At 71.5% G+C, this 26169-nt stretch carries 22 protein-coding genes; 14 read left to right on the top strand and 8 right to left on the bottom strand.

Annotation, left to right across the window (positions count from 1 at the left end; all coding sequences use genetic code 11):
• Positions 1 to 13: 13 nt before the first annotated feature.
• The 3 genes from HAV39_RS21035 to HAV39_RS21025 all read right to left on the bottom strand — a co-directional run bounded on the left by HAV39_RS21035 (position 14) and on the right by HAV39_RS21025 (position 3432).
• Positions 14 to 1099, bottom strand: a complete 1086-nt coding sequence (locus HAV39_RS21035) for a sugar ABC transporter substrate-binding protein (protein WP_191840877.1) — start codon at positions 1097 to 1099, stop codon at positions 14 to 16.
• 595 nt (positions 1100 to 1694) lie between these two features.
• The gene (gene ybaK, locus HAV39_RS21030) at positions 1695 to 2174 is read right to left on the bottom strand and encodes a Cys-tRNA(Pro) deacylase (protein ID WP_191840876.1); all 480 of its coding nucleotides are present in this window, start codon (positions 2172 to 2174) and stop codon (positions 1695 to 1697) included.
• An 88-nt stretch (positions 2175 to 2262) separates the two neighbouring features.
• Complete coding sequence (locus HAV39_RS21025; protein WP_191840875.1) at positions 2263 to 3432, bottom strand: class I SAM-dependent methyltransferase; 1170 nt, start codon at positions 3430 to 3432, stop codon at positions 2263 to 2265.
• A 326-nt stretch (positions 3433 to 3758) separates the two neighbouring features.
• Here HAV39_RS21025 and groES point away from each other — a divergent pair, with 326 nt between their 5' ends.
• The 3 genes from groES to HAV39_RS21010 all read left to right on the top strand — a co-directional run bounded on the left by groES (position 3759) and on the right by HAV39_RS21010 (position 7565).
• The gene (groES, locus tag HAV39_RS21020; RefSeq protein WP_186315790.1) at positions 3759 to 4073 is read left to right on the top strand and encodes a co-chaperone GroES; all 315 of its coding nucleotides are present in this window, start codon (positions 3759 to 3761) and stop codon (positions 4071 to 4073) included.
• A 68-nt stretch (positions 4074 to 4141) separates the two neighbouring features.
• Positions 4142 to 5788, top strand: a complete 1647-nt coding sequence (gene groL, locus HAV39_RS21015; RefSeq protein WP_191840874.1) for a chaperonin GroEL — start codon at positions 4142 to 4144, stop codon at positions 5786 to 5788.
• Positions 5789 to 6050: 262 nt separating this feature from the next.
• Positions 6051 to 7565, top strand: a complete 1515-nt coding sequence (locus HAV39_RS21010; RefSeq protein WP_191840942.1) for a molybdopterin-dependent oxidoreductase — start codon at positions 6051 to 6053, stop codon at positions 7563 to 7565.
• On the opposite strand, the gene HAV39_RS21005 is transcribed toward HAV39_RS21010, so the two are convergent.
• Entirely contained in the window at positions 7546 to 7911 is a 366-nt protein-coding gene (locus tag HAV39_RS21005; protein WP_191840873.1) for a WhiB family transcriptional regulator, read from the bottom strand. The two genes, HAV39_RS21010 and HAV39_RS21005, sit on opposite strands and share 20 nt — an antisense overlap.
• 200 nt (positions 7912 to 8111) lie before the next feature.
• Here HAV39_RS21005 and HAV39_RS21000 point away from each other — a divergent pair, with 200 nt between their 5' ends.
• Positions 8112 to 8900: a response regulator transcription factor gene (locus tag HAV39_RS21000; RefSeq protein WP_120321513.1), complete on the top strand. Its 789-nt coding sequence runs from the start codon at positions 8112 to 8114 to the stop codon at positions 8898 to 8900.
• A gap of 201 nt (positions 8901 to 9101) precedes the next feature.
• Here the strand turns inward: HAV39_RS21000 and HAV39_RS20995 are convergent, their stop codons facing one another.
• Positions 9102 to 9482: a DUF5319 domain-containing protein gene (locus HAV39_RS20995; RefSeq protein ID WP_120317068.1), complete on the bottom strand. Its 381-nt coding sequence runs from the start codon at positions 9480 to 9482 to the stop codon at positions 9102 to 9104.
• Positions 9483 to 9666: 184 nt separating this feature from the next.
• Here HAV39_RS20995 and guaB point away from each other — a divergent pair, with 184 nt between their 5' ends.
• The 9 genes from guaB (at position 9667) to HAV39_RS20950 (ending at position 21428) form a co-directional block, all read left to right on the top strand.
• Entirely contained in the window at positions 9667 to 11154 is a 1488-nt protein-coding gene (gene guaB / locus HAV39_RS20990; protein ID WP_191840872.1) for an IMP dehydrogenase, read from the top strand.
• 39 nt (positions 11155 to 11193) lie between these two features.
• Positions 11194 to 12327, top strand: a complete 1134-nt coding sequence (locus HAV39_RS20985) for a GuaB3 family IMP dehydrogenase-related protein (RefSeq protein WP_191840871.1) — start codon at positions 11194 to 11196, stop codon at positions 12325 to 12327.
• Positions 12328 to 12463: 136 nt separating this feature from the next.
• Entirely contained in the window at positions 12464 to 13891 is a 1428-nt protein-coding gene (locus tag HAV39_RS20980) for a M1 family metallopeptidase (RefSeq protein ID WP_191840870.1), read from the top strand.
• Positions 13892 to 14045: 154 nt separating this feature from the next.
• Positions 14046 to 15695, top strand: coding sequence for an FAD-dependent oxidoreductase (locus HAV39_RS20975; protein ID WP_191840869.1), 1650 nt, complete (start codon positions 14046 to 14048; stop codon positions 15693 to 15695).
• Positions 15696 to 15730: 35 nt separating this feature from the next.
• On the top strand, positions 15731 to 16489 hold the full coding sequence (locus HAV39_RS20970) for a DUF3152 domain-containing protein (RefSeq protein ID WP_191840868.1): 759 nt from the start codon (positions 15731 to 15733) through the stop codon (positions 16487 to 16489).
• Positions 16490 to 16516: 27 nt separating this feature from the next.
• Positions 16517 to 18070, top strand: coding sequence for a glutamine-hydrolyzing GMP synthase (gene guaA / locus HAV39_RS20965; RefSeq protein ID WP_191840867.1), 1554 nt, complete (start codon positions 16517 to 16519; stop codon positions 18068 to 18070).
• A gap of 164 nt (positions 18071 to 18234) precedes the next feature.
• Positions 18235 to 19194 (top strand): NUDIX hydrolase, encoded by a 960-nt coding sequence (locus HAV39_RS20960; protein ID WP_120317061.1) that lies wholly within the window; start codon positions 18235 to 18237, stop codon positions 19192 to 19194.
• 43 nt (positions 19195 to 19237) lie between these two features.
• Complete coding sequence (locus tag HAV39_RS20955) at positions 19238 to 20239, top strand: NUDIX domain-containing protein (protein WP_308440877.1); 1002 nt, start codon at positions 19238 to 19240, stop codon at positions 20237 to 20239.
• A gap of 295 nt (positions 20240 to 20534) precedes the next feature.
• A complete protein-coding gene (locus HAV39_RS20950) occupies positions 20535 to 21428 on the top strand; it encodes a CDP-alcohol phosphatidyltransferase family protein (protein ID WP_239120615.1) in 894 nt (297 codons plus the stop codon).
• Positions 21429 to 21692: 264 nt separating this feature from the next.
• On the opposite strand, the gene HAV39_RS20945 is transcribed toward HAV39_RS20950, so the two are convergent.
• The 3 genes from HAV39_RS20945 to HAV39_RS20935 form a co-directional block, all read right to left on the bottom strand.
• Positions 21693 to 22949 carry a phosphatidylserine decarboxylase gene (locus HAV39_RS20945; protein ID WP_191840866.1) on the bottom strand — a complete coding sequence of 419 codons (1257 nt, stop codon included), beginning with the start codon at positions 22947 to 22949 and terminating at the stop codon, positions 21693 to 21695.
• 167 nt (positions 22950 to 23116) lie between these two features.
• Positions 23117 to 23380 carry a hypothetical protein gene (locus tag HAV39_RS20940; RefSeq protein WP_191840865.1) on the bottom strand — a complete coding sequence of 88 codons (264 nt, stop codon included), beginning with the start codon at positions 23378 to 23380 and terminating at the stop codon, positions 23117 to 23119.
• On the bottom strand, positions 23377 to 24699 hold the full coding sequence (locus HAV39_RS20935; RefSeq protein ID WP_191840864.1) for a PspC domain-containing protein: 1323 nt from the start codon (positions 24697 to 24699) through the stop codon (positions 23377 to 23379). The genes HAV39_RS20940 and HAV39_RS20935 overlap by 4 nt, the downstream gene beginning before the upstream one ends.
• 148 nt (positions 24700 to 24847) lie before the next feature.
• On the opposite strand from HAV39_RS20935, the gene HAV39_RS20930 reads away from it, so the two are divergent.
• Entirely contained in the window at positions 24848 to 26083 is a 1236-nt protein-coding gene (locus HAV39_RS20930; RefSeq protein ID WP_191840939.1) for an ATP-binding protein, read from the top strand.
• The last annotated feature ends 86 nt before the right edge of the window (positions 26084 to 26169 follow it).

The following is a 26169-nucleotide window of genomic DNA, read 5'->3' as shown; positions in this document are numbered from 1 at the left end:
TTGAGCAATCAGGTCAGCTGATGCCGGCCTCGGTGCACTTGGCCGCGAAGTCGGCGGTGCACAGCTCTGCCTTGGTGACGTAGCCGTCGGTGACGACGTCCTTCACGTTGTTGAAGTAGATCGCCTGCGGCTCCAGCAGGACCGAGGGCACGTCCTTGCCGGTCTCGGAGTCCTTGGTGGTCTGCGAGACGGACTTGGTCTGACCCTGGGCCAGGGCGATCGCCAGCTCGGCGGTCGCGGTGGCCTCCTTCTTGACGGCCTTGTACACGGTCATGCACTGGTCGCCGAGGAGGATGTTCTGCAGGCCCTGCACGGTCGCGTCCTGGCCGGTGACCGGGACCTTGCCGTTCATCTTGTTCTTCTTCAGGATCGAGATCGCCGCGTTGCCCAGGCCGTCGTTCGCGGCGAGCACGCCGTCGATCTTGAGGTTGGCCTTGGTCATCATCTGCTCGAAGATCACGCCGCCCTGCGCGTTGTCCCAGTCCGGCACGGCCTGGTCGTCGACGAGGGTGTACTCCTTGGCGTCGTACTTCGGCTTCAGCACCGACACGCCGCCCTCCTTGAAGAGGGTCGCGTTGTTGTCGGTCGGCGAGCCGTTCAGCTGCGCGATGGCCGGGTTCTTGGCGCCCTTCTCGGTGAGGCACTTGACCAGGCCCTCACCCTGCAGGCGGCCGACCGCGACGTTGTCGAAGGACACGTAGTACTTCGCGTTGCCGCCCAGCGTGAGCCGGTCGTAGTCGATGGTCGGGATGCCCTGCGCCGCGGCCTTGTCCAGCACGGCCTTGCCGGTGCCGGAGTCGAGGTTGACGATGACCAGGACGGTGACGCCCTTGGTGATCATCTGGTCGGCCAGGCTCTGGAACTGGGTCTTGTCACCCTGGGCGTTCTGGATGTCGTACTTGACGTTGGCGGCCTTGAAGGCCTCCTCCAGGTACTTGCGGTCCGCGGTCTCCCAGCGGGCCGAGGACTTGCTGTCCGGCAGGATGACGCCGACGAACGGCGTCTTCGAGTCGGCGGGCTGGGCGTCTTCCGCACAGGCGGCCAAGCCGCTGACGGCCATCAGGCCGGTCATGGCTACAGCCAGGATCCCTTTGCGCATCGTTGCTCAAATCCTCTCGGATTCAGGGGTGTGTATTCAGGTGGTGCGGGCGGCCCCGCCGGGTTCCGGGACCAGGCGAGTCCAACAGCGTTCATCAGTGCGTGAGGCCGGTCACACGGGGTTTTGTTGTGTGCGACAACGTATGCGCAACAAATACAAACGCGCAAGCCCAAGGTTTGTTGTTGGCAATAACAATTCAGCAACGTCCCCGTAACCCGCCCGCTCGCTGCCCTTTCCCGAACCGCCGATCTTGCGTGAACTGTGGGTACGACACACTCAATCCCGGCAATTGGACAACCGTTCGCGCAAGATCTTCGTGATCTTGGCGTGGTGGGTCCGGGGGGGGCACGGGGGTGGTGGGGTGAGCGGGGCGGCGAAGGGTGCTCGGCCGGGCATTTTGGTCAGCTGGGCTCTTCCGCGTCGTGGCGGCCGGGGGCGAGGGCAGGCCCGTGGTGGCGCGCAGGCGATGACAAACCGGGATGTATCGGTGATGGCACCGAGGATGATCCGTGGCGTCGGCCCACCGTGGGCCCGGGGCCGCCCGGCGGCTCGCCCGCTGCGCGACGTGCGCCGGCGGCCCGAAGGCGGGTGCGGGTCAGGCGCGGGCGATGGGGGCGAGGGTGGCCGAGGTGAGGCGGACCAGATCGGTCGGTGCCAGGCGGAGCTGGAGGCCGCGCTTGCCGGCGGAGACGTAGATCAGATCGCTGTCGAGGGCCGACCGGTCGATCACCGTGGGCAGGCGTTTGCGCTGGCCGAGCGGGCTGATGCCGCCGCGGACGTAGCCGGTGGTCTTCTCGGCGAGGTCACGGTCGGCCATGGCCGCCTTCTTGCCGCCGGCCGCCGCGGCGAGCGCCTTGAGGTCGATCTCGCCGGTCACCGGCACCACAGCCACCGTGAGCGCGCCGTCGACCTCGGTGACCAGCGTCTTGAACACGCTCGCCGGGTCGGCGCCGATGGCCTCGGCGACCAGCGCGCCGTAGTTGGGAGAGTCGGGCGAGACCTCGTACGGGTGCAGCGTGTGCTTCACCTTCTGCTTGGTGAGCAGTGCTGTCGCGGGAGTCCCCTGGCTGGCCACGCCGCGATGCTACCGCCGCCGCGGGCACGGGAATCGATCAGGGACTTGTGGACACGACACGCCGTCGAACACGTCCACAGGTTCATGATCAACCCGGTGGGGGGAGGGGGGTGGCGAGGATGGCGAGGGGGGCGGTGCCGGTGCGGGTGAGGAGGAGGGAGGCGGGGCGGGGGCCGGCGAGGCGGAGGTCTCGGCGGAGCTGTTCGACGTCGAGGGCGCTGCCGCGTTTGAGGATCTCCAGGCGGCCCACACCGCGGTCGCGCAGCGTGGCGCGCAGGCGCTTGAGGGAGAACGGGACGACCTCGTCGACGGCGAAGCAGCGGCCGAACGGGGAGGCGATCGGGGTGTCGGACCAGATGTAGGCGATGTTCGGGTCGGCCAGCCAGCCGTCATGGGCGGCGGCGAACTCGGCGACCAGGTGGGCGCGGACCACCGCGCCGTCGGGGTCGGTCACGTAGCGGCCGGGCGGGGCGACCGGCGCGGTCTGCTCGCCGGTGCCGGTGAGCTCGTGCGGGACGCCGTCGCGGAACACCGTGGCCCGGCGCGGCGACGACGCCAGCGGGCCGCACCAGGCGGCGGCCTCGACCACGTCGCCGTCGACCGACACCAGTTCCAGCTCGCAACCCGGGGGCAGCAGCGCCTGGTCGATGCCGGGGGCGAGCTTGAGCACCGTGTGCGGCACCCGCTGCGGCAGCGACACCACCCAGTCCCACGGCGGCGAGTAGTCCTCGGGCCGGAACACGCGCCGGCCCCCGCTGCGCCGAGCCGGGTCGCAGAACACCGCGTCGACCTGGCTCAGGTCGAAGTCGCGCGCGTCGCCGCAGGTCACGGTCGCCTGGGGGGCGTTGAGCGCGGCGCAGGCGGCGGTGAGCGGGTCGGCGTCGACGCCGTACGCCCGGATGCCGGTGGCGGCGACGGCGCGCAGGTCGGCGCCGAGGCCGCAGCCCAGGTCGGCCAGGACCGTCGCCCCGGCGGCACGCAGCCGGGCCGCGCGCCGGGTCGCGACGATCTCGCGGGTGGCCTGCTCCAGCCCGGCGCGGGTGAGGAAGACCCGCCCGGCGTCCGCACCGAACTTGGCGGCGGCCCGACCGCGCAGCGCGACCTGGGTGAGGGCGGCGGCGGCGAGGCCGGGTGGCACGCCGCGGGCCCGCAGCGCCGAGGCGGCGGCCAGCTCGTCGGTCCCGGCCAGCTTCGCGGCCAGGTCCAGCGCCGCCACACCGTCGGGGGTACGCAGCTGCGCGAGCTGATCGAGGTCCACGCCCTCATTCTGGCAGCGGCCGCGCGCGGACTCCGGCGGCGGCGGGTGGATCGAGGACGTCACAGTCGGGCGCGACACGCCCCCGGTGAGCGCTGGACACCAGGTGAATCGGATAATTCACCTAGTGGCGGCTGGCACTCTCCTTGACTGAGTGCTAGACGCGGCATAATGTTCGGAGTTAGCACCCTGCCATGCAGAGTGCTAACGCATGACCCGCCCGGCGCGGCCGACACCCGCGACGACGGCAACGCTCGGGCGAAGACTTGACCAGAAGACAACACCCGGGTCTCGTGCCGCGAGATCCCGGGGCTATACCCCAGGAGGGTATGCTCGTGACTACCGCGACGAAGGTTGCGATCAAGCCGCTCGAGGACCGGATCCTGGTCCAGGCGAACGAGGCTGAGACCACCACCGCGTCGGGCCTCGTGATCCCCGACACCGCCAAGGAGAAGCCGCAGGAGGGCACCGTCCTCGCTGTCGGCCCCGGCCGCGTCGACGACAAGGGCACCCGCATCCCGGTCGACGTCAAGGTGGGTGACAAGGTCATCTACTCGAAGTACGGCGGCACCGAGGTCAAGTACGCCGGCGAGGAGTACCTGCTGCTCTCCGCCCGCGACGTCCTCGCGGTCGTCGAGAAGTGATCCGTGCGATGCCCCGGCCCGCCCGCGAGGGCGAGCCGGGGCATCGTGACGTTTAAGGGAGACGATTGATGCCTAAGATCCTTAGCTTCTCCGACGACGCACGGCACCTGCTGGAGCACGGTGTCAACGCGCTCGCCGACGCTGTCAAGGTCACGCTCGGCCCGAAGGGCCGCAACGTGGTGCTGGACAAGAAGTTCGGCGCGCCCACGATCACCAACGACGGCGTCACCATCGCCAAGGAGATCGAGCTGTCGAGCCCGTACGAGAACCTGGGCGCGCAACTGGTCAAGGAGGTGGCGACGAAGACCAACGACGTCGCCGGTGACGGCACCACCACGGCCACCGTGCTGGCCCAGGCGATGGTCCGCGAGGGCCTGCGCAACGTGACCGCGGGCACCAACCCGGCGGGCATCAAGCGCGGCATCGACGCGGCCGTCACCAAGATCAGCGACGCGCTGCTGGCCAAGGCGACCCCGGTCGCCGACAAGTCGGACATCGCGCAGGTCGCGACGATCTCGGCGCAGGACTCCACCATCGGTGAGCTGATCGCCGAGGCGATGGACAAGGTCGGCCGGGACGGTGTCATCACCGTCGAAGAGGGCTCGACCATGACCACCGAGCTCGACATCACCGAGGGCATGCAGTTCGACAAGGGCTTCATCTCGCCGCACTTCGTCACCGACCCCGAGTCGGGCGAGGCCGTGCTGGACGACCCGTACATCCTCATCACCACCAGCAAGATCTCCTCGATCGAGGAGCTGCTGCCGCTGCTGGAGAAGGTGCTCCAGACCAGCAAGCCGCTGCTGATCGTGGCCGAGGACGTCGACGGCCAGGCGCTGAGCACGCTGGTGGTGAACTCGATCCGCAAGACCGTCAAGGTCGCCGCGGTGAAGGCCCCCGGCTTCGGCGACCGCCGCAAGGCGATGCTGCAGGACCTGGCCGTGCTCACCGGCGGCGAGCTGATCGCGCCCGAGCTGGGCTACAAGCTCGACGCCGTCACCCTGGAGCAGCTCGGCCAGGCGCGTCGCGCGGTCATCACCAAGGACACCACCACGATCGTGGACGGTGGCGGCTCGCAGGACGAGGTCGACTCGCGCGTCTCGCAGATCCGCAAGGAGATCGAGGCCTCGGACTCCGACTGGGACAAGGAGAAGCTGGGCGAGCGCCTGGCCAAGCTGTCCGGCGGCATCGCCGTCATCAAGGTCGGCGCCGCGACCGAGGTCGAGATGAAGGAGCGCAAGCACCGCATCGAGGACGCCATCGCGGCCACTCGCGCGGCGGTCGAGGAGGGCATCGTGCCCGGCGGCGGCGCCGCGCTCGCTCAGATCGTGAGCGTGCTCGACGACGACCTCGGCTTCACCGGCGAGGAGAAGGTCGGCGTCTCGATCGTGCGCAAGGCGCTGGTCGAGCCGCTGCGCTGGATCGCGCAGAACGCCGGCCACGACGGCTACGTCATCGTGCAGAAGGTCCAGGGCAGCGACTGGGGCACCGGCCTCGACGCGGCCAAGGGCGAGTTCGTCGACCTGGTCAAGTCCGGCATCGTCGACCCGGTGAAGGTGACCCGCAACGCGGCCATCAACGCCGCGTCGATCGCCGGCCTGCTGCTCACCACCGAGTCCCTGGTGGTCGAGAAGCCGGCCAAGGCCGAGCCCGCGGGCAACGGCGGCCACGGCCACTCGCACGGCCACGGTCACCAGCACGGCCCGGGCTTCTGAGCCTGAGCAGCTGACCTCGACGGCGGGTCCCGGCTTCGGCCGGGGCCCGCTGTCGCCTTTCCCCTGGCCCCGCCCGGCGCACACGCCTGCAGTTTCGGGGAATCTGCACGTTCCGGCCGGTGCGAGGCTGCACTTTCCCCGAAACTGCCGCGCGCGCCGGGACCGAGCGCAGGCATCGGTAAGGCATCGGTAAGGCGTCGGGTGATGTCGCTCGGGGCTCGTTCGGAGCAGACTGGCGATCGTGGTGAGTCGGAGCAGGGCGATGATCGCGGGCGTGGCCTCGGCCGCGGTGGCGGTGGGGCTGGGCGAGCTGGTCGCGGTGTGGACGGGGCCGCGCAGCGCGCCGCTGATCGCGGTCGGCGGCGCGGTGATCGACCTGGTGCCGGAGCCGGTCAAGGCCGCGGCGATCAGCGTCTTCGGGGTGTACGACAAGGTGGCCCTGCTGGTCGGCACGGCGCTGCTGCTGGTGGTCTTCGCGGCGCTGGTGGGCCTGGCCGCACGCCGTGACTTCCGCTGGGGCGTGGCCGGGATCATGCTGTTCGGCCTGATCGGGGCCGCGGCGGCGCTGACCCGCCCGAACGCCGGGGCCGCCGCGTTCCTGCCCGCCGTGCTCGGCGCGGCTGCCGCGGTGGGCGTGCTGCATCTGCTGCTGGAGGTCGCCGCCCGGGTGGAGCAGCTGCCCGACAGCCCGGCGACCGAGGCGTCGCGCGCGGCGGGGCGGCGGCGTTTCCTGCGGCTGAGCGCGACCGGGTTCGGTGTGGCGCTGGTCTCGGGCTACGTCGGGCGCGCCCTGGCCTCGCGCAAGGACGTGCAGCTGGCCCGCGAGGCGATCACGCTGCCGACGCCCGCGAGCCCCGCGCCCGCCCTGCCCGGCACGGTGAACCCGCCGGTGGCGGGCCTGTCCGAGTACGTGACCCCCAACGGCGACTTCTACCGCATCGACACGGCGCTGATCGTGCCGCAGGTCGATCCGGCGACCTGGCAGCTGCGCATCCACGGCCGGGTGGCCCGGCCGATCACGCTGAACTTCGAGCAGCTGCTGGCCCGTCCGATGATCGAGCGGTACGTGACGCTGGCCTGCGTCTCCAACGAGGTCGGCGGCGACCTCATCGGCAACGCCCGCTGGCTCGGCGTGCCGCTGAAGGACCTGCTGGACGAGGCCGGCCCGCTGGACGGCGCCGACCAGGTCGTCAGCCGTTCGGTGGACGGCTGGAACTGCGGCACGCCCACCGCGGCGCTGCGCGACGGCCGGGACGCGATGCTGGCCGTGGCGATGAACGGCGAGCCGCTGCCGGTCGAGCACGGCTTCCCGGTGCGCATGGTGGTGCCCGGCCTCTACGGCTACGTCAGCGCCACCAAGTGGGTCACCGAGCTGGAGCTGAGCTCCTTCGCCGACTTCGACGCGTACTGGGTGCGCCGGGGCTGGGCGGCGCAGGGCCCGATCAAGACCGAGTCCCGGATCGACACGCCGCGCGAGGGCGGTGCGGTCACCGCGGGAACGGTCACCGTCGCCGGGGTCGCCTGGGCGCAGCACCGCGGGGTCACCGCGGTGGAGGTGCGCGTCGACGACGGCCCGTGGCAGCCCGCCGACCTGGCCGGCACGGTGTCACCGGACACCTGGCGGCAGTGGAGCTTCCGCTGGGACGCCGCGCCGGGCGAGCACACGCTCGCCGTGCGCGCGGCGGACACCAGTGGTCAGGTGCAGACGGAGGCCCGCGCGGATCCGGCCCCGGACGGGGCGACCGGCTGGCACACGATCAGCGTGCAGGTGCGCTGACGTCGGAGGACAGCCGGGCTTCGAGCCGCTGCACGTCGACGCGCTCACCGCGTCGGTCGGCGCATTCGCGCCAGCCCAGTTGCAACAGCTGGCTCCGCTCGTGCTCGGTGAAGCCGCCCCATACGCCGTATGGCTCGCGGGTGGTCAACGCATGCGCGGCGCATTCAGAGCGGACCGGGCAGCGATTGCATACCTGTTTCGCCGCGCTTTCGCGGCGTCCCCGAGATGAGCCTCTTTCACCATCGGGGTGGAAGAACTGCAAGCTGTCACGGCCTTTGCACGCGCCGTGATGCTGCCAGTCCCAAACGTCGGCTATCGGACCGGGAAGTCTGCGGAAGTGAGCCATCTGACCTCCTAGGGGATGGGAGGCTTGAGTTCAAGCGAAGAGATTTAGGCAACGTCAGCACGTTACTCCGCGTACGTCCACTTGTCGCCATCCAGTGGATGATCAGGTAGTGCTGGACCGAGATTTCGACGGAATCCCCGGAAAGTGCGTAATGATCTGGGTGTCTCGTGGTCTTCTTCGCAGGAGAGAGGGGGATCACCGTGCAGACCGTTCTCGTATGCGTCCGCACCGCCGCGGCGGCCGCGACCATCGCCTCGTGTGCCGAGCGCCTGGGGGTGGCCGCGGGAGTGCGTACCGTGACCAGCGCCGCCGAGGCGATCGCGCAGCTCGCCGCGTTCCCGGCCGGGATCGTGCTGGCCGACACCGCGCTCACCCGGCCCGATACCGTGGGATTCACCCGAAAGGTGATGACCGCGGTGCCGCACGCCCAGCTGGTGCTGTTCGGCCCGGAGGAGCCTGCCGCCGCGCAGGCCGCCATCCGGGCCGGGGCCAGAGGGCTGATCGGCGGGACCGACCCTGATCCGGTGAGCACCGCCGCCAAGGCGCTGCTGCTGGTCAGCCGGCCCGCCACCCGCACCGCCGACGCCATCCGGCCCGCGGTCAGCGGGGTGATGGCAGGGGCCTCCCGCGCGCCCGCCGGGCCCGGCCGGGCCATGCCGCCCGCCGGTCCGGGCATGTCGGTGCCGTACGCCAACCGAGCGCCGGGCACGGTGTCCTCCGCGGTGGTGCCCGCCCAGCGTGGCGACCTGCCGGGGGAGGCTCCACCCGGTGGGGCGGTGCGCCCGGCCCGCTCGGTCACGCTGACCGAGCGCGAACTCCAGGTGCTCCGCGGGATGGCCGACGGGCAGAGCAACGCCGAGATCGGCCGCGACCTGTTCGTCTCCGAGGACACCGTGAAGACCCACGCCCGGCGGCTGTTCCGCAAACTCGGCGCCCGCGACCGCGCCCACGCGGTGGCGGCCGGCTTCCGGGCCGGCCTGGTCTTCTGACAGCGGCGGTGCCCTGCGCGAACCCCTCCCGCGCCGGGCGCCGCCGTCCCGCCGTCGCGCAACTCTTGAAGACTCGCGGCCTCCGGGCCACCCGAATGCCGCGAGTCTTCAAGAGTTGCGCCAGGCAGCCGCTCGGCCGGGGCCCTGAACACGGATCAGGCCGTGCCGCGGATGCGGCACGGCCTGATCGGCGTCGTTCGGTTACTCCTCGACCATGTCGTCCACGGCGTCGGCGTAGCCGCGGGCGTACTCCCAGGTCACGTAGTGGTCCGGGTCGGGGTCGTAGGCGGGCTCGTGCACCCGCGGCCGGCCGGAGTCGAGCAGGTGGCGCAGGTTGCCCCGGAGCAGGTCCCAGTCGAAGTAGTGCGGCTCCCGGCAGTCCTCGCAGTCGACGACGAGGCCGCGGATGCCCTTCGGGGAGAGCAGCACCTGGTAGACCTCGAGCTCGGCGAGGTCGGCGAGCAGGTCGGCGCGCTCCTGGGTCGAGAGCTCGCCGTACGCGTCGCCCTCGGGGTCGTCCAGGCCGGCCGTGGGGTCGGTCGGGTCCCCGTGGAAGGGGTCAATGGGCTCGTCGTGCTGCACCCCTTCACGTTAGACCCCTGAGCGCGGCAGCGGGGGCATGAGTCCCCCGCGCGTCAGCGACAGATCTCCATGAGGTGGGCCACCCCACGTGTGGGCGAATTCGGGCCAGCTAGAGCGCTGGGTACGATTCATTGGAGCCCGATCACACCCACATGCCGCGCTCCGGACCCAGGGGGACAAAAAGATGGATGCCGCCCGCGAGATTCCACTCGGCCTCACCTTCGACGACGTCCTGCTGGTGCCCGGCGAATCGGACCTGATCCCCAGTCAGGTGACCACGCAGACGCGGCTGACCAGGAACGTCACGCTGCAGATCCCGCTGGTGTCGAGCGCCATGGACACCGTCACCGAGGCCCGGATGGCGATCGCGATGGCCCGCCAGGGCGGCATCGGCGTGCTGCACCGCAACCTCTCGGTGGAGGACCAGGCGGCCCAGGTCGACCTGGTGAAGCGGTCCGAGTCCGGCATGATCACCAACCCGGTCACCTGCTCGCCCGACGACACGCTGCGCGACGTGGACGCCACGTGCGCGCGCTACCGCATCTCCGGCCTGCCGGTCACCAACGCCGACGGCACCCTGGTCGGCATCGTCACCAACCGCGACATGCGCTTCGTGACCGACATGTCGGTGAAGGTGCGCGAGGTGATGACCCCGATGCCGCTGATCACCGCGCCGGTCGGGGCGTCCAAGGAGCAGGCGCTGGCGCTGCTGCGCACGAACAAGGTGGAGAAGCTGCCGCTGGTCGACGAGAGCGGACGGCTGCGCGGGCTCATCACCGTCAAGGACTTCGTCAAGACCGAGCAGTTCCCGCTGGCCACCAAGGACGCCGCGGGACGGCTGCGGGTCGCCGCCGCGGTGGGTGTCGGCGACGACGGCTACAAGCGGGCCCGCGCGCTGATCGACGCGGGCGTTGACGTGATCATGGTGGACACCGCGCACGGCCACAACCGGGCCGTGCTGGAGCTGGTCGCGCGGCTCAAGAAGGAGTCCGAGGTCGACATCGTCGGCGGCAACGTGGCCACCTACGCCGGTGCCAAGGCGCTGGTCGAGGCGGGCGCGGACGCGGTCAAGGTCGGTGTCGGGCCGGGCGCCATCTGCACCACCCGGATCGTGGCGGGCGTGGGCGTGCCGCAGATCACCGCCATCATGGAGGCGGCCCGGGCCTGCGGCCCCGCGGGCGTGCCGGTGATCGGCGACGGCGGCATCCAGTACTCCGGCGACATCGCGAAGGCGATCGTGGCGGGCGCGGAGACGGTCATGCTCGGGCAGGCGCTGGCCGGCTGCGAGGAGAGCCCCGGCGACCTGGTCTTCATGAACGGCAAGCAGTTCAAGGCGTACCGCGGCATGGGCTCGCTCGGTGCGATGCTGGCCCGCGGCCCCGCCGCGCAGTCCTACTCCAAGGACCGCTACTTCCAGGCCGACGTCACCCAGGCCGACAAGCTCATCCCCGAGGGCGTCGAGGGCCAGGTGCCCTACCGCGGCACCCTGGCCACGGTCGCCCACCAGCTCGTCGGCGGTCTGCGCCAGGCCCAGTTCTACTGCGGCGCGGCCGACATCGCCGAGCTGCGCGCCAAGGGCCAGCTGGTGCGCATCACCGCGGCGGGGCTCAAGGAGTCCCACCCGCACGACATCCAGATGACCGTGGAAGCGCCGAACTACCACTCGCGGTAGCGTCTGCGAAGCTGAAGAGAACCGCGGAGAGGATCCACTGTGCGTGACATCGTCGAGATCGGCATGGGGAAGACCGCCCAGCGCGGCTACCACCTGGATGACATCGCGATCGTGCCGAGCCGCCGTACCCGCGATGTGGACGACGTCTCGACGAACTGGCAGCTCGACGCGTACAAGTTCGGCATCCCGTGCGTGGCGCACCCGTCCGACGCGATCATGAGTCCGGCCAGTGCGGTCGCGCTGGGCCGGCTCGGCGGGCTGGGCGTGCTCAACGTCGAGGGCCTGTGGACCCGGTACGAGGACCCGCGCAAGCAGCTCGAAGCGCTGGCCGAGGCCGGCGAGGAGGAGAACCTGACCGCCCGGCTGCAGCAGCTCTACGCCGCCGAGCCGATCAAGCCGGAGCTGATCGCGGAGCGGGTGCGCGAGATGCGCGCGCTGGCCGGCGACGGCGACGTCACCGTGGCGGTGCGGGTGTCCCCGCAGCACACCCTGGCGCTGGCCCCCGTCATCCTCGACTCCGGGGTGGACCTGCTGGTCATCCAGGGCACCATCGTGTCGGCGGAGCACGTCTCCACGGTGGACGAGCCGCTGAACCTCAAGGAGTTCATCGCCGACCTGGACCTGCCGGTCATCGTCGGCGGCTGCACCAACTACCAGACGGCGCTGCACCTGATGCGCACCGGCGCGGCGGGCGTCATCGTCGGCATCGGGGCGGACCACCTGACCACCAGCGAGGCCGTGCTCGGCATCCGGGTGCCGATGGCCAGCGCGATCGCCGACGCGGCCGCGGCCCGCCGCGACTACCTCGACGAGACCGGCGGCCGGTACGTGCACCTGATCGCCGACGGCGACCTGCACACCTCCGGCGACATCGCCAAGGCGCTGGGCTGCGGCGCGGACGCGGTCATGCTCGGCGCGCCGCTGTCGCTGGCCGAGGGCATGCCCGGCAACGGCCTGTGGTGGCACCCGTCGGCCAGCCACCCCAAGCTGCCGCGCGGCTCGATCGGGCTGACCCCGGAGCCGCTGGGCTCGCTGGAGCAGCTGCTCTACGGCCCGGCCACCGACCCCGACGGCCTGCTGAACCTGTTCGGCGGCCTCAAGCGCGCGATGGCCAAGTGCGGCTACCGCGATCTGAAGGAGTTCCAGAAGGTCGGCCTGCTGCTCGACAACTGAGCCCGGCTACCGCCTGACCGAAGCCCCGCCGCTGCTGTTCGCGCAGCTCGGCGGGGCTTCGTGCGGGATGAGGGTCGAGTCGCCATCGTGCGTCGGCGACGGCGGTTAGGGTGGAGGCTCTACGGCGGGAGGTCGCATGGTCAGGCGTACGTGGGTCGCGGCGGCGGTGACGGCCGCGCTGCTGGCCGGCTGCTCGGGACCGACCAGGCCGCTGTTCACCGGTGCGCAGGACCGGTTCCCCGAGCCGGTGTCGGGGCCGGTCAACCTGTCCGGTGCCGGTGACCCGTACTTCCCCGGCTACGGCAACGGCGGCTACGACGTCTCCGCGTACGACTTGAAGATCAAGTATGACCCGGCGACCGACAAGCTGGCAGGCGTCGCGACGGTGACCGCCACCGCGACCACCGACCTGTCGAAGTTTCACCTCGACCTGCACGGCCTCGTCGTCGACAAGATCACTGTGGACGGCGCGGCGGCGACCTCGACCCGGCAGGGCGACGAGCTGATCATCACCCCGGCCGCCCCGGTCGGCACCGGCAAGCAGTTCGTCACCGTGGTCAGCTACGGCGGCGTGCCCAAGGCGATCACCGCGCCCGACCTCGGCGTCACCGGCTTCCTGACCACCCCCGACGGCGCGTTCACCCTCGGCGAGCCCGAGTCGGCGACCACCTGGTTCCCGGTCAACGACCACCCCAGGGACAAGGCGCTGTACGCCATCGAGCTGACCGTGCCCGGCGACCTCGACGCCATCAGCAACGGCCTGCTCGAAGGCAGGTCCACCCAGGACGGCTGGACCAGCTGGCGCTGGAAGGTCACCTCGCCCATGGCGCCCTACCTGGCCACCTTCGTGATCGGCGACTACCGCACGGTCGAGGGCACGCACAAGGGCAAGCCGGTGCTGACCGCGGTCGCCGAGTCGCTGCCCAAGGGCGACATCGACAAGGCCATGGCGCAGACCACGGAGATCACCGACTTCCTGGAGCAGTACTTCGGGCCCTACCCGTTCGACGCGTACGGCGGCATCGTCATCGACGACGAGCGGGTGCGCTACGCGCTGGAGACGCAGACCCGGCCGGTCTACTCCAACGCCTTCTGGAGCCGCGGCCAGAACACCATCGTGGTCGCGCACGAGCTGGCCCACCAGTGGTTCGGCGACAGCGTGTCGGTCGACCGCTGGGAGCACATCTGGCTCAACGAGGGCTTCGCGACGTACGCCCAGTGGATGTGGGGCGAGAAGATCGGCGTGTCCACCATCCAGGAGGAGTTCGACTCCCGCTACGACGACCCCGGCAGCCGGATCTGGGACATCGCCCCCGGTTCGCCCGGCGCGGACAACATCTTCTCCGGCAGCGTCTACGACCGCGGCGGGATGACCCTGCACGCGCTGCGCAAGCTCGTCGGCGACGACAAGTTCTTCGAGATCCTGAAGACCTGGGCCGCCGAGCAGCGCGACGGCAACGCCAACACCGCCGAGTTCGTCACCCTCGCCGAGCGCATCAGCGGCCAGAACCTCACCGACTTCTTCCAGAAGTGGCTCTTCGAAACCGGCCGCCCCGCCCAGTGACCGCGGCCCTTTTCTGTGGAGATCGCTGTTTCGTGTCAAAACCTCGGGTCTGACCCCAGGTCCCGACACGAAACAGCGATCTTGCCCGCTTCACGGGGGCCTGAGCCGACGGCAGACTCTTCCGCTTAGTTAACTGGCCGGTAATAATCTCGGCATGCGGTACGACGTGGTGGTGATCGGCTCCGGGTTCGGCGGGAGTGTGGCGGCGCTGCGGCTGGCCGAGAAGGGTTACTCGGTGGCCGTGCTGGAGGCGGGGCGGCGCTTCGCCGACGCCGACTTCCCCAAGACGAGCTGGCGGCTGCGGCGCTTCCTGTGGGCGCCGGCGCTGGGCTGCTACGGCATCCAGCGGATCACCCTGCTGCGCCCGGACAAGGGGCACCAGGGCGCGGGCGTGCTGGTGCTGTCGGGCGCGGGCGTCGGCGGCGGCTCGCTGGTGTACGCCAACACGCTGTACCGCCCGCTGGACCCGTTCTACACCGACCCGCAGTGGCGCGACATCACCGACTGGAAGGCCGAGCTGGCCCCGCACTACGACACCGCGGAGCGCATGCTCGGGGTGACCGTGTACGACCGGACCACCCCCGCCGACGAGGCGATGCGCAAGGTCGCCGAGCGCATGGGCGTCGGCGACACGTTCCACCCCACCCCGGTCGGCGTCTTCCTCGGGATGCCCGGCCAGTCCGTGCCGGACCCGTACTTCGACGGCGCGGGGCCCGAGCGGGCGGGCTGCCTGCACTGCGGCGAGTGCATGACCGGCTGCCGCCACAACGCGAAGAACACCCTGGTCAAGAACTATCTGTGGCTCGCCGAGCGGGCCGGGGCGCAGATCTTCCCGATGTCGACGGTCACCGCCGTCAAGCCGGTCGAGGGGGCCGGCTACCGGGTCGAGGTGGTCAGGACCGGGGCGCGGTTCGGGCGTCGGCGGCGGGCGGCCGGCGGCGGGGTGATCGAGGCCGGTCAGGTGGTGTTCGCGGCAGGCGCGCTCGGCACCCAGCGGCTGCTGCACGCCATGAAGGCCTCCGGCGACCTGCCGCGGCTGTCGGACCGGGTCGGCGCGCTGACCCGGACCAACTCCGAGTCGCTGGTCGGCGCGACGGTGCTGCCCGGACAGGCCCGCAAGCAGGGGCTGAAGTACACCGAGGGCGTGGCGATCACGAGTTCCTTCCATCCGGACGAGCGGACCCACATCGAGCCGGTGCGCTACGGCAAGGGCTCCAACTCGATGGGGCTGCTGCAGTCGGCGCTGACCGACGGCGGGCCGGGGCGCGGGCGGCGCTGGGCGAAGGCGATGTTCCGGTGGCCGTTCGCCTACCTGCGGGCCATGTCGGTGCGGGACTGGTCCAATCGCACCATCATCGCGCTGGTCATGCAGTCGGCGGACAACTCGCTGACGGTGCGGCTGCGGCGCGGCGGGCTGCGCTCGACGCAGGGCCACGGCGCGCCGAACCCGACCTGGATCCCGGCGGGCAACGAGGCGGTGCGGCTGCTGGCGGAGGAGATCGGCGGGCTGCCCGGCGGGGCGCTGCCGGAGGTGCTCGACATCCCGCTGACGGCGCACATCCTCGGCGGGGCCGTGATCGGGGCGGACGCGGAACACGGGGTCGTGGACCCGTACCAGCGGGTCTTCGGGCATCCGGGGCTGCATGTCGCCGACGGCGCGGCGGTCGCGGCCAACCTGGGCGTGAACCCGTCGCTGACCATCACCGCGCAGGCCGAACGGGCTTTCGCGGCGTGGCCGGTCAAGGGGGAGCCGGACCGGCGGCCGCCGCTGGGCGAGCCGTACCGCAAAATCGCCGAGGCGTGACCGCCGGCGACACCCGTCCGCATAAGGTGATCGCCATGGGGAGGATCTTCGCCGCTCGTATGACGACGGTCGCGGTGCTGGCGCTGGCCCTGGCGGGCTGCGGCGGCACGCCTGAGCAGCCTCAGTTCCAGCAGGCCGCGTCGCCGCAGCCGATGCCTTCGGCGGAGCCGTCGCCCGCCGAGCCGTCACCGTCGCCCTCGACGGAGCCATCGCCGCAGCCGACCAGGAACGCCACCGTGCTGGAGCGCGGTGAGGGCACCTTCACCACGGCCGCGGGCAGCTCGCCGGTGGTCGGCGACGCCGGCACCCTGCGGCGGTATCAGGTGCAGGTGGAGGAGGGCATCACCGCGTTCGACGCGGACGGGTTCGCGGCCGTGGTCGAGCAGGTGCTGTCCGACGAGCACAGCTGGATCGCCTCCAAGAAGTGGCGCTTCCAGCGGGTCGCTCCGGGCGCGTCGGCGAACTTCCGCATCATGCTGTCCACCCCCGGCACCACGGACCGGCTCTGCGCCAAGGCCGGGCTGCAGACCAACGGCATCTTCTCCTGCCGGTACGGGGACAACGTGGTGATCAACCTGCGCCGCTGGACGAACGGCGCGGAGGGGTTCACCGACATGGACGTGTACCGCAACATGGTCATCAACCATGAGGTCGGTCACTTCCTCGGGCACGGGCACGTCAACTGCCCCGGCAAGGGCAGGCTCGCGCCGGTGATGCAGCAGCAGACCAAGGAGCTGCAGGGCTGCAAGCCCAACCCGTACCCGTACCCGGACGGGGTCCACTACGTGGGGTGACCTGCGTCGCACCCTAAGATTGAGGTCATGACGACGCCTCGCCCCGTCCTGGTGGTTGACTACGGTGCCCAGTACGCCCAGCTGATCGCCCGTCGGGTGCGGGAGGCGCGGGTCTACTCCGAGATCGTGCCGCACTCCATGCCGGTCGAGGAGATGATGCGGAAGAACCCGGCCGCGGTCATCCTGTCCGGCGGCCCGTCCAGCGTGTACGAGCAGGGCGCGCCGCAGGTCGACGCCACGCTGTTCGAGCAGGGCGTGCCGGTGTTCGGCATCTGCTACGGCTTCCAGGCGATGGCCGCGGCGCTGGGCGGCACGGTCAGCCACACCGGCCTGCGCGAGTTCGGCGGCACCGTGGTCGACGCGCAGCCCGAGGCGGGCGTGCTGTTCGCCGGGCTGCCCGCGCGCCAGGACGTGTGGATGAGCCACGGCGACTGCGTCAGCGCCGCCCCGGCCGGCTTCACCGTCACCGCCGCCTCGGCGGGCGCGCCGGTGGCCGCGTTCGAGGACGTCAGCCGCGGTTTCGCCGGGGTGCAGTTCCACCCCGAGGTCGCGCACACCCCGTACGGCCAGCGCCTGCTGGAGAAGTTCCTGCACGAGGTCGCCGGCATCGAGCCGGTGTGGACCATGGGCAACGTCATCGACGACCAGGTGGCCGCGATCCGCGCCCAGGTCGGCGACGCCGAGGTGATCTGCGGCCTGTCCGGCGGCGTCGACTCGGCGGTGGCCGCGGCGCTCGTGCACAAGGCCGTGGGCGACCAGCTGACCTGCGTCTTCGTCGACCACGGCCTGCTGCGCGCGGGTGAGGCGGAGCAGGTCGAGCGGGACTACGTCGCCGCGACCGGCATCAAGCTCAAGGTGGTCGACGCGACCGAGCGCTTCCTGGGCGCGCTGGCCGGGGTCACCGACCCGGAGGCCAAGCGCAAGATCATCGGCCGGGAGTTCATCCGGGTCTTCGAGGCGGCGGCCCGCGAGATCGCCACCGCGGGCGACGTGCGCTTCCTGGTCCAGGGCACGCTCTACCCGGACGTGGTGGAGTCCGGCGGCGGCACCGGCACCGCCAACATCAAGAGCCACCACAACGTGGGCGGGCTGCCCGACGATCTCAAGTTCGACCTGGTCGAGCCGCTGCGCATGCTGTTCAAGGACGAGGTGCGGGCACTCGGCGCGAGCCTGGGCCTGCCCGAGGAGATGGTCTGGCGGCACCCGTTCCCGGGTCCGGGCCTGGCCATCCGCATCATCGGCGAGGTCAACCGGCACAACCTCGACATCCTGCGCGCGGCCGACCTGATCGCCCGCCAGGAGCTCACCGCGTCGGGGCTGGACCGCGACGTGTGGCAGTTCCCGGTGGTGCTGCTGGCCGACGTGCGCTCGGTCGGCGTGCAGGGCGACGGCCGCACCTACGGCCACCCGGTGGTGCTGCGCCCGGTCTCCAGCGAGGACGCGATGACCGCCGACTGGTCGCGCCTGCCGTACGACCTCATCGCCCGGATCTCGACCCGGATCACCAACGAGGTGCGGGAGATCAACCGGGTCACCCTGGACGTGACGAGCAAGCCGCCGGGCACCATCGAATGGGAGTGAATCCCGCTATCTGCTGATCGAGGCCTCACCCTTACCGGGTGGGGCCTTTGATCACTTCTGGGGTAGGCCGAACGGCCGGTGCAAACTATTGCATAGCGGTGGAAACATGATCGTAAAATCGGACATCTTGTCGTGATCTTCTCGCCGGGGGAGAATGGTTTCTCGTGACCACCGCGCTGGAGCCGTTGCGGCGGATCGCCGCCTACGCCGTCATCACCAACGAGGCCGACCAGGTGCTTCTGGTCCGGGCCTCCATGCAGTCCGGTACGCCGGGCGTGTGGTCCCTGCCTGGCGGGGCAGTGGACCACGGCGAGCATCCCAATGACACCGTCGTCAGGGAGACCGCCGCAGAGACCGGGTTGAGCGTGGCCGTGACCGGCCTGCGCGACGTCCTTGCCGACATCCGGGCGCTGCCGCACCGCGGCGTCACCATCCACACCGACCGCGTGATCTACGCGGCCCGGGTTCGCGGCGGCGCGCTGCGGGAGCGCGTCGACCAGCCCACCGACCTGGTGCGCTGGCTCACCCCCGACGAGGCGGCGAAACTGCCGCTGCGGCCCTTCACGGCGGGCGCGCTGGGCATCACCGAGGCGGCGATCGACCTGCTGCCCGACGAGGTGCCCGACTTCCCGTCCTTCTTCGCCGCACCGGGCCCGGACGGGCTGCACCGCGCGCAGCGCTTCGCGGCGTACGCCGTGGTCACCGACCGCCTGCAGCGGGTGCTGCTGACCCGGATCGCGGCCAACTACCCGGGCGCGGGCAAGTGGCACCTGCCCGGCGGCGGCACCGACTACGGCGAGCAGCCCGGCGTCGCCCTGATCCGGGAGCTGGTCGAGGAGACGGGCCAGCGCGGCCGGCTCGGCGAGCTGCTCGGGGTGGCCAGCCACCGCGACCCGGCCTCGCTGGGCCCGGAGGGCTACCCCATCGACTGGCACGGCGTGCGGGCCTTCTACCGGGTCCGCGTCGACCGGGCCACCAAGCCCAAGGTGTACGACGTCGGCGGCTCGACCGCCGAGGCCCGCTGGGTCACCAAGGACGAGCTGGTCGGGCTCGGGCCGGAGGACGTCACCGAGGTCACCGCCGAGGCCCTGAAGGCGGCCCTGCTGACGAAGCCACCGGCCTGACCAGGAGCACGGCCGGGTCGTGGGCGCCCGATAGCCTGTCGTGGTGAGCGAGCGCAGCGAGCGAATCATGACGTTCGGTCATGCCGCCGACGAGCGCCGGCGAGGAGAAGGCATGCAGAAGCGGCGGCGTATCGGGGCCTACGGCGTGGCGCACGACGAGCAGGGCCGGCTGCTGCTGGTCCGCTCGTCGGCCAGGTCCAACTTCCCGGGTGTCTGGTTCCTGCCCGGCGGGGGCCTGGAGCACGGCGAGGACCCGGCGGCGGCCGTGGTCCGCGAGTTCCGCGAGGAGACCGGGCTGACCGCCCGGATCACGGGCCTGCGTGAGGTGACCTCCGACCTGGTCGAGTTCCCGTGGCGCGGGGTGCTGCTGCACCACGACCGCATCATCTACGACATGGCGATCACCGACGGCGAGCTCACGGTGGAGACCGACGGCACCTCCGACCTGCCGGCCTGGATCGAGCCGGCCCGGCTGGGCTCGCTGGATCTCATCCCGTTCGCGGCTCGCACGCTGGGCCTGGACGTCACCGGTCCCGCGAGCGGCCTGCGTCCGGCGTCGCCCGACGAGGCGGGGGAGATGGGCCCGGACGGGCGTGACCTCGGCGGCGCCCGCAAGGTCGCCCGCTTCGGGGCGTACGGAGTGGTCACCGACCCGGCCGGCCGGGTGCTGCTGTCGCTGATCGCGGAGAACTACCCGGGCGCGGGCAAGTGGCACCTGCCCGGCGGCGGCACCGACTTCGGCGAGACCCCGCCGATCGGCCTGGCCCGCGAGGTCTTCGAGGAGTCGGGGCAGGTCGGCGAGGTGACCGAGCTGATCCGGGTCAACTCGACGCACAACCCCGCCGCGATGGGCCCCGAGGGCGAGCCCTACGACTGGTACGTCGTGCGCGCCGTGTACCGGGTGGTGGTGCCGGAGCCCACAGTGCCGTCCGTCACCGAGGCGGCCGGCGGGTCCACCGCGCAGGCCCGCTGGTTCACCCCTGATGAGCTGGTCGATATTCCGCTGACCGAGTCGGCGCACCGAGAATTGCGACATATTTCCTGATTGCCGCTGTCGGGTAGACTCGGACGCTGACAAGACGAACAGCCCCCGGAGCGCTGCTGCCCTCCGACGGGCGGATTGCCCCCGTCAGCAGGGACGGCGCGTGAAGATCGCGCCGGGTATCGCCAAGGCACACGGACGTGTGCGATGGTGTAGGCCGCAAAAGCCGGTCGGTCCGCTGAGGCGGCGGAAAGGAACCGAAACCGGTATGGAGGGACGACACGTGCCGAGAGCCTTATGGCGTCGGCGTCGCTTGACGGACAGCCCGCGCCCTGCGGGCCGCCAGTGGACCGGCCGCTTGCGTGCCGGTGGCTCCTTCGCCCGGCAGATGCTGCTGGTGCCGGTGGGCCGCCTGCGCAAGGCTGATCACTCCGTTGCGACGAGCACCGCGCTGCCTGGCCTTGACCCGGTCGAACTGCGCGCCATCGAGCAGGCCGCCACGGCCGAGCCGGTGGAGCAGCCGACCCCGACGACGATCCCGCTGCTGCCGGGCGAGCGCACGCTCGACCGCCGCATCAAGTTCGCCCTGGTACAGGCCTGCACGCTGAGCAGCCTGCTGCTCGGCATGACCGCGATCTTCCTCGCGGTCACCCAGCAGAACCCGATGTACGGCGCACTGTGCCTGCTCGCCTGCATCACCTTCGACGGCCTCGACGGCGCCCTGGCCCGCAAGTTCGGCGTGGCCAGCCCGTTCGGCGTGCAGATGGACTCGCTGGGCGACATGACGTCGTTCGGCATCGCCGCACCCGTCGTCGTGTTCGCCACGCTGAAGGGCTCCGTGCCCACGCCGGTGCTGATCGCGGCCTGCGCCATGGTCGCCTGCTGCGCGGCCATCCGGCTGGCCCGGTTCAACGTCTCGCCGAAGGACGGCCGATTCTTCTGCGGCGTGCCGACCACCATGGCGGCGACCGTGCTGGCGGTGACCGTGCTGCTGAAGACCACGATGAGCAGCGCGCTGCCGGCCGGGGCGATGGTGTTCGGGGTGGTGCTGCTGGCCATCGCGATGGTCTCCAGCTTCCCGTACGCCAAGCTCGCGAAGGTGGTCAAGCTGCCGCCGACGCTGTTCCTGCTGCCGCTGGTCGGCCTGGTCTGGAACACGCAGGTCACCTTCGGCCTGCTGGTGCTGGTCTACCTGCTGAGCGGCCCGGTCATCTGGGCCCGCCAGCGCCGGACGGCCGCCCGCATCGCCTGACCACAGATCCACAGAGCGCCGCCCCGGTCCACTGGACCGGGGCGGCGCTCTGTGTGCCGCCCGTTCCACCGGGGTCGGTCACCCCGCTTCCCGCCCGCCGTTCACGGCGGTCCGCCGCGCCTGTCCTGCATAGACGGTGGCCTATTACGTCGAGTTCGATCTACGTGCAGTCGATGTAATAGGCCACCGTCTATGAAAAACGGACCGGGGCCGCTCCGCGTGATGCGGTCGGCCCCGGTCCGGGGGAGTGCGGGTGGTGGCGGGTCAGCGCAGGCGGGCGATGACCGTGGAGCCGCCGGAGACGCGGTCGCCGGGGGCGACCAGGGCCTCGGCCTTGTCGGCGGGCAGGTAGACGTCGGTGCGGGAGCCGAAGCGGATCAGGCCGAACCGCTCGCCCTTGGCCAGCAGCGCGCCGATCGGGGCCCGCTGCACGATGCGCCGGGCGATCAGACCGGTCCGCTGGGCGACCACGACCCGGTTGCGGTCCGGCGTCTCCAGCACGGTGTACGCCGCCACGTTGTGCTCCGCCTCCGGCTTCATGGCGTTGGCGTACCCGCCGTCCTCGACGAAGTAGTCGACGACCTTGCCGGCCACCGGTGCCCGGTTGACGTGCACGTCGAACACCGACAGGAACACCGCGATGCGCAGGAACTCCTCGTCGGCGAAACGCTCGTCGTAGATGTGCTCCACGCTGAGGACCCGGCCGTCAGCCGAGGCGACGACCGCGGTCGGGTCGGCGGGCACCTCGCGCTCGGGGTCGCGGAAGAAGGCGGCCACGGGGGCGGCCAGCAGCGCCGGGAGCACCCACGCCTTCGACTTGGGCCGGGTGGCCTTGAGGAACGCGGCCGCGCCCAGCGCGATGCCGGCCGCCGCGACGCCGTTGGAGTCGATGTTCATCGTGCCGTAGAGCGGCACGCTGGACGGGCGGAAGGCGGGGCTGAGCTTGGCGGCCACGGCCGGGTCGACGTCGGTGAAGCGCAGGCGGTGCACGCGCACCGGCGGGGTGTTGCGCAGCACCAGGTCGGAGCCGACGCCCTGGCGGGCCGCGATGCGGTCGAGCTCGTCGGTCGCGCCGCCGGACAGGCCCGGCAGCGCCACCGCGGCGATGATCAGCAGACCGCCCTCGGCGACGTACTTGCTCAGCTGCTCGACGGTGTTGCGCGCCTCCTCGCCGGAGCCGACCACCGGCTCGGCGACGATCACCAGCTCGGCGGCCTCGGCCGCGGCGAGGTCGTCGACGACCTTGACCCGCTCGGCCAGGAAGCTGCCCAGGGTGGCCAGGTGGCCCGCGACGCTCGCGTCGGCCGCGACCACGGTGAGCTTGTCACCGGGCAGCAGCGCGTCCAGCGCCTCGGCCAGCACCAGCGAGTCCGCCGACGCGCCGACCAGCAGGGCCGTCTTGGGGCCGGCGTGGCGGGCCAGCTCGGTGGTCAGGGTGCGGGCGGCGCGGTCGCCGATGCGGATCTGGCCGAGCGGGCCCAGCGCCGGTGTGCCGGGACGATCGGTCGGGTGCTGGCTCATGCCTTCTCCTCGCTGCGCTTGTCGGCGGCACGACCCGGACTGAGCCTCATGAAACGCTCGCTCATGGGAGGTGCTCCTCGTCGTCGTCGACCGGTGGTTCACCGGTCAGCATAGAGCGCCCCTCACCGCGGACTCGCGCGGTGAGGGGCGCTCGGTGGGGTCGGTGCTCAGTCGACGCGTTCGGGCTCCGGCTCGGCGGTGGTCGCGGCCGCCTCCGGGGCGGGCTCGACCGCGGCCGGGTCGCCGCCCCGCCGGGGCGACAGCGCCCCGAGCACGGCCAGCACGCCCAGGATGATCAGGCCGCCGGCGATGAACCAGCCAAGCGAGGGCAGCTCGACGTCGGTCACCTCGCCGACCAGGAAGGCGCCCGCCACGAGCAGGAAGACGAGGCCGAAGAACAGCGAGACCGAGTCGGTGCGGTGGTTCTTCACCGGATCACCTCCGCGTGACCGAGGTTGACGTCGAGTTTGAGGAGCAGCTTGCCGGGGCCCGCCTTGCCGTCGTCGCCGAGGCTGGTCTGGGTGTCGCGCTGCCCGGCCCCGCTGATGCTGCGGCCGAAGACGTCGGCGTCGGCGAGGTTGACCTGCGCGACGACGGTGACGTCGACGTCCGGCGGCACGATGACCTTCAGGTCGCCGCCGGTGATCTGCGCGGACACCTCGACGTCCTGGCCGGTCAGGTCGAGCCCGGTCAGGTCGAGCGTGGCCTCGCCGAAGCGGTGCTCGTACCGGTCGTGCAGCTCCTCCAGCGAGGTCGGCATCCAGGTCACGCTGCCGGCCTGGGTGCGCTCCCGGCTCCAGTCACCGGTCGCGGCGACCATCGGCAGCACCAGGGCGAGCACGATGCCGATCAGGATGTAGCCGCGCGCCCGGCCGAACCAGGCGCCGATGACCAGCCCGAGGCCCACCACGCCCAGCGCGGCGGCGACGTACGTGCTGCCCGGCACGGAGACGCCGGCCATGTCGGCCATCGCGAGACCGCCGAGCGCGACCATGGCCAACCCGAAGATCAATCGGCCGAGCCGCGACGGCTCCCGCTTCACCTTCGGCGCCTTGAGCGGAGGCGGCGGGGGCGGCGGGGCCGCGGGTGCGTACGGGCCGTGCGGGGCGAACGGGGGCCGGTAACCGGTGGGCTCCACCGGCGGCACGGGCACCGTCACCCCGCTGGGCATCGGCGCGGCGGCCGGCACGGTGACCGGCGCCGCGGCGTAGTCCGGGGGCAGGTAGGTCGCGCCGGGTCGGCTGCGCGGCGGCTGGCCGCCGGCCGCGTTGCGGCTCACCACGAGCGCGGCGATGACCAGCCCGATCGCGGCGATGACGGCGACCTCGAAGCTGTTGGTCACCGCCCCGATCATGATCACGGTGAGTACGCCGATCACCAGCGTCAGCGTGGACGAGGTGCCCGAGTAGCCGCGGCCGAACAGTGCCTCGACCGGCGACGAGCTGTCGCCCTCGGCCGGGGTGAGCAGCCAGGCCGCCAGGTAGACGACGATGCCCACGCCGAACACGGCGAGCACGCCGATCAGCACCCGCCACAGCAGCGGGTCGGTCTTGGTGGCGCGGCCCAGCGCGCCGCACACGCCGGCCAGGTAGCGGCCGTGGCGCGGCCGGATCAGGCCGTACGGCGCGGCCCAGGAGACGTAGGGGGACGACTCGCCCTGGGGAGGGGGTGGAGGGGGCGGAGCCTGTGCCGCGGGCGGGGCCTGCCCGGAGGGTGCCGCGCCGGGCGGCGTCGGGGTCTCATCGCTCATGCCGTCGATATTCCCGCTGAGCAGGCCTGACCTGCCTCAGGCGGCGACCCTGAGCGGACCCTGAGAATGTGCGGCGGCCCATCTCCGGGGCCTCACCCGTGGGCGATGGCGTCCACCTCGTGAAACCATCGACCCTGTGCAGCCCTCCGTGCCCGACTCCCCCCGCCTGACCCGCTCCCGTTCCGACCGCCTGGTCGCCGGGGTGGCTGGGGGCATCGCCGCGAACGTACGGCTGTCACCGACGCTGATCCGGATCGCCTTCGTACTGCTGCTGCCCATCAACGGCCTCGGCGCGCTCCTCTATGCCGCGTTCTGGGCCGTGCTGCCGGCCGGGCCGGGGGAGACCCGTCCCCGCTCGCTGTGGCGGCTGGCTCCCTTCGTGCTGGCCGGGCTGGCGCTGATGACGGTCAGCACGCTGATCAACCACAACGGCGGCATCGGGATGACCGTCGGCTGGCTGGTCGCCCTGGTCGCCGTCGGCGCGGGCATCATCTGGCACCAGAGCGACCCGGACCGCCGCCAGCGCTGGTCCGACGAGTCGCCGTCGGCCCCCTGGCTGGCCGCCCTCTCCGACGGGGACCGCCGGATCTACCTGCTGCGCTTCCTGGCCGGCGGGGTGCTGGTCGCGGTGGGCATCCTCGGCCTGGTCTTCCTCTACTCCCCGGTCGCCAACGTCTCCTGGGCCGACATGTGGCGGGCGATCGCGTTCGCGCTGGTCGCGCTCGCCGGCGTCGGCCTCGTGGCGGCGCCCGTGCTGTGGCGCACGCTGACCGCGCTGCGCGCCGAGCGCGAGGGCCGCATCCGCGAGCAGGAGCGCGCGGAGCTCGCCGCGATGGTGCACGACCAGGTGCTGCACACGCTGGCGCTGATCCAGCGCAACGCCGGCGATCCGGCCGCCGTGCAGCGCATCGCCCGGGGCCAGGAGCGCAGCCTGCGCAACTGGCTCTACCAGCCCACCGGCTCACCGACCGAGCATTTCGCCGCGGCGCTCCAGCAGGCCGCCGCGGAGGTGGAGGACACCTACGGCATCGCCGTGGAGGCGGTGGTGGTCGGTGACCGCCTCGTGGACGACAAGGTGTCCGCGATCGTGGCCGCAGCGCGCGAGGCGCTGGTCAACGCGGCCCGCCATGCCAAGGTCAAGACCGTGTCGTTGTACGCCGAGGCGGAACCGACCATGCTGAGCGTGTTCGTCCGCGACCGGGGCACGGGGTTCGACCTCAACGGTGTCGAGGAGCGGCGGCACGGCGTCCGTGGTTCGATCATCGGGCGCATGTCGCGGCACGGCGGCCACGCGGAGATCCGCAGCGAGGTCGGCGAGGGCACCGAGGTCAGGCTGACCATGGCGGTCACCTCGCCGAAGGAGCCGAAGGAGACGCCGGCATGAGCGGGCGGCAGAACCGGAACGAGGGGTGGGCATGACCGAGCGTGGCGAGGGAATCATGCGGCACGGGTCAGCTCAGGCACGTGACG

The organism is Catellatospora chokoriensis (assembly GCF_011297315.1).
Classification (GTDB): domain Bacteria; phylum Actinomycetota; class Actinomycetes; order Mycobacteriales; family Micromonosporaceae; genus Catellatospora; species Catellatospora citrea.
The sequence above is the reverse complement of the archived record's forward strand: the minus strand, read 5'-3'. Positions and strand labels throughout refer to the sequence as shown.

What these genes read in the sequence shown, in the direction of transcription:
- HAV39_RS21035 (WP_191840877.1), bottom strand. Translation starts at nt 1,099, where the DNA reads ATGCGCAAAGGGATCCTGGCTGTAGCCATGACCGGCCTGATGGCCGTC.
- groES (WP_186315790.1), top strand. Translation starts at nt 3,759, where the DNA reads ATGCTCGTGACTACCGCGACGAAGGTTGCGATCAAGCCGCTCGAGGAC.
- groL (WP_191840874.1), top strand. Translation starts at nt 4,142, where the DNA reads ATGCCTAAGATCCTTAGCTTCTCCGACGACGCACGGCACCTGCTGGAG.
- HAV39_RS21010 (WP_191840942.1), top strand. Translation starts at nt 6,051, where the DNA reads ATGATCGCGGGCGTGGCCTCGGCCGCGGTGGCGGTGGGGCTGGGCGAG.
- HAV39_RS21005 (WP_191840873.1), bottom strand. Translation starts at nt 7,911, where the DNA reads ATGGCTCACTTCCGCAGACTTCCCGGTCCGATAGCCGACGTTTGGGAC.
- guaB (WP_191840872.1), top strand. Translation starts at nt 9,667, where the DNA reads ATGGATGCCGCCCGCGAGATTCCACTCGGCCTCACCTTCGACGACGTC.
- HAV39_RS20980 (WP_191840870.1), top strand. Translation starts at nt 12,464, where the DNA reads ATGGTCAGGCGTACGTGGGTCGCGGCGGCGGTGACGGCCGCGCTGCTG.
- HAV39_RS20975 (WP_191840869.1), top strand. Translation starts at nt 14,046, where the DNA reads ATGCGGTACGACGTGGTGGTGATCGGCTCCGGGTTCGGCGGGAGTGTG.
- HAV39_RS20970 (WP_191840868.1), top strand. Translation starts at nt 15,731, where the DNA reads ATGGGGAGGATCTTCGCCGCTCGTATGACGACGGTCGCGGTGCTGGCG.
- guaA (WP_191840867.1), top strand. Translation starts at nt 16,517, where the DNA reads ATGACGACGCCTCGCCCCGTCCTGGTGGTTGACTACGGTGCCCAGTAC.
- HAV39_RS20945 (WP_191840866.1), bottom strand. Translation starts at nt 22,949, where the DNA reads ATGAGCCAGCACCCGACCGATCGTCCCGGCACACCGGCGCTGGGCCCG.
- HAV39_RS20935 (WP_191840864.1), bottom strand. Translation starts at nt 24,699, where the DNA reads ATGAGCGATGAGACCCCGACGCCGCCCGGCGCGGCACCCTCCGGGCAG.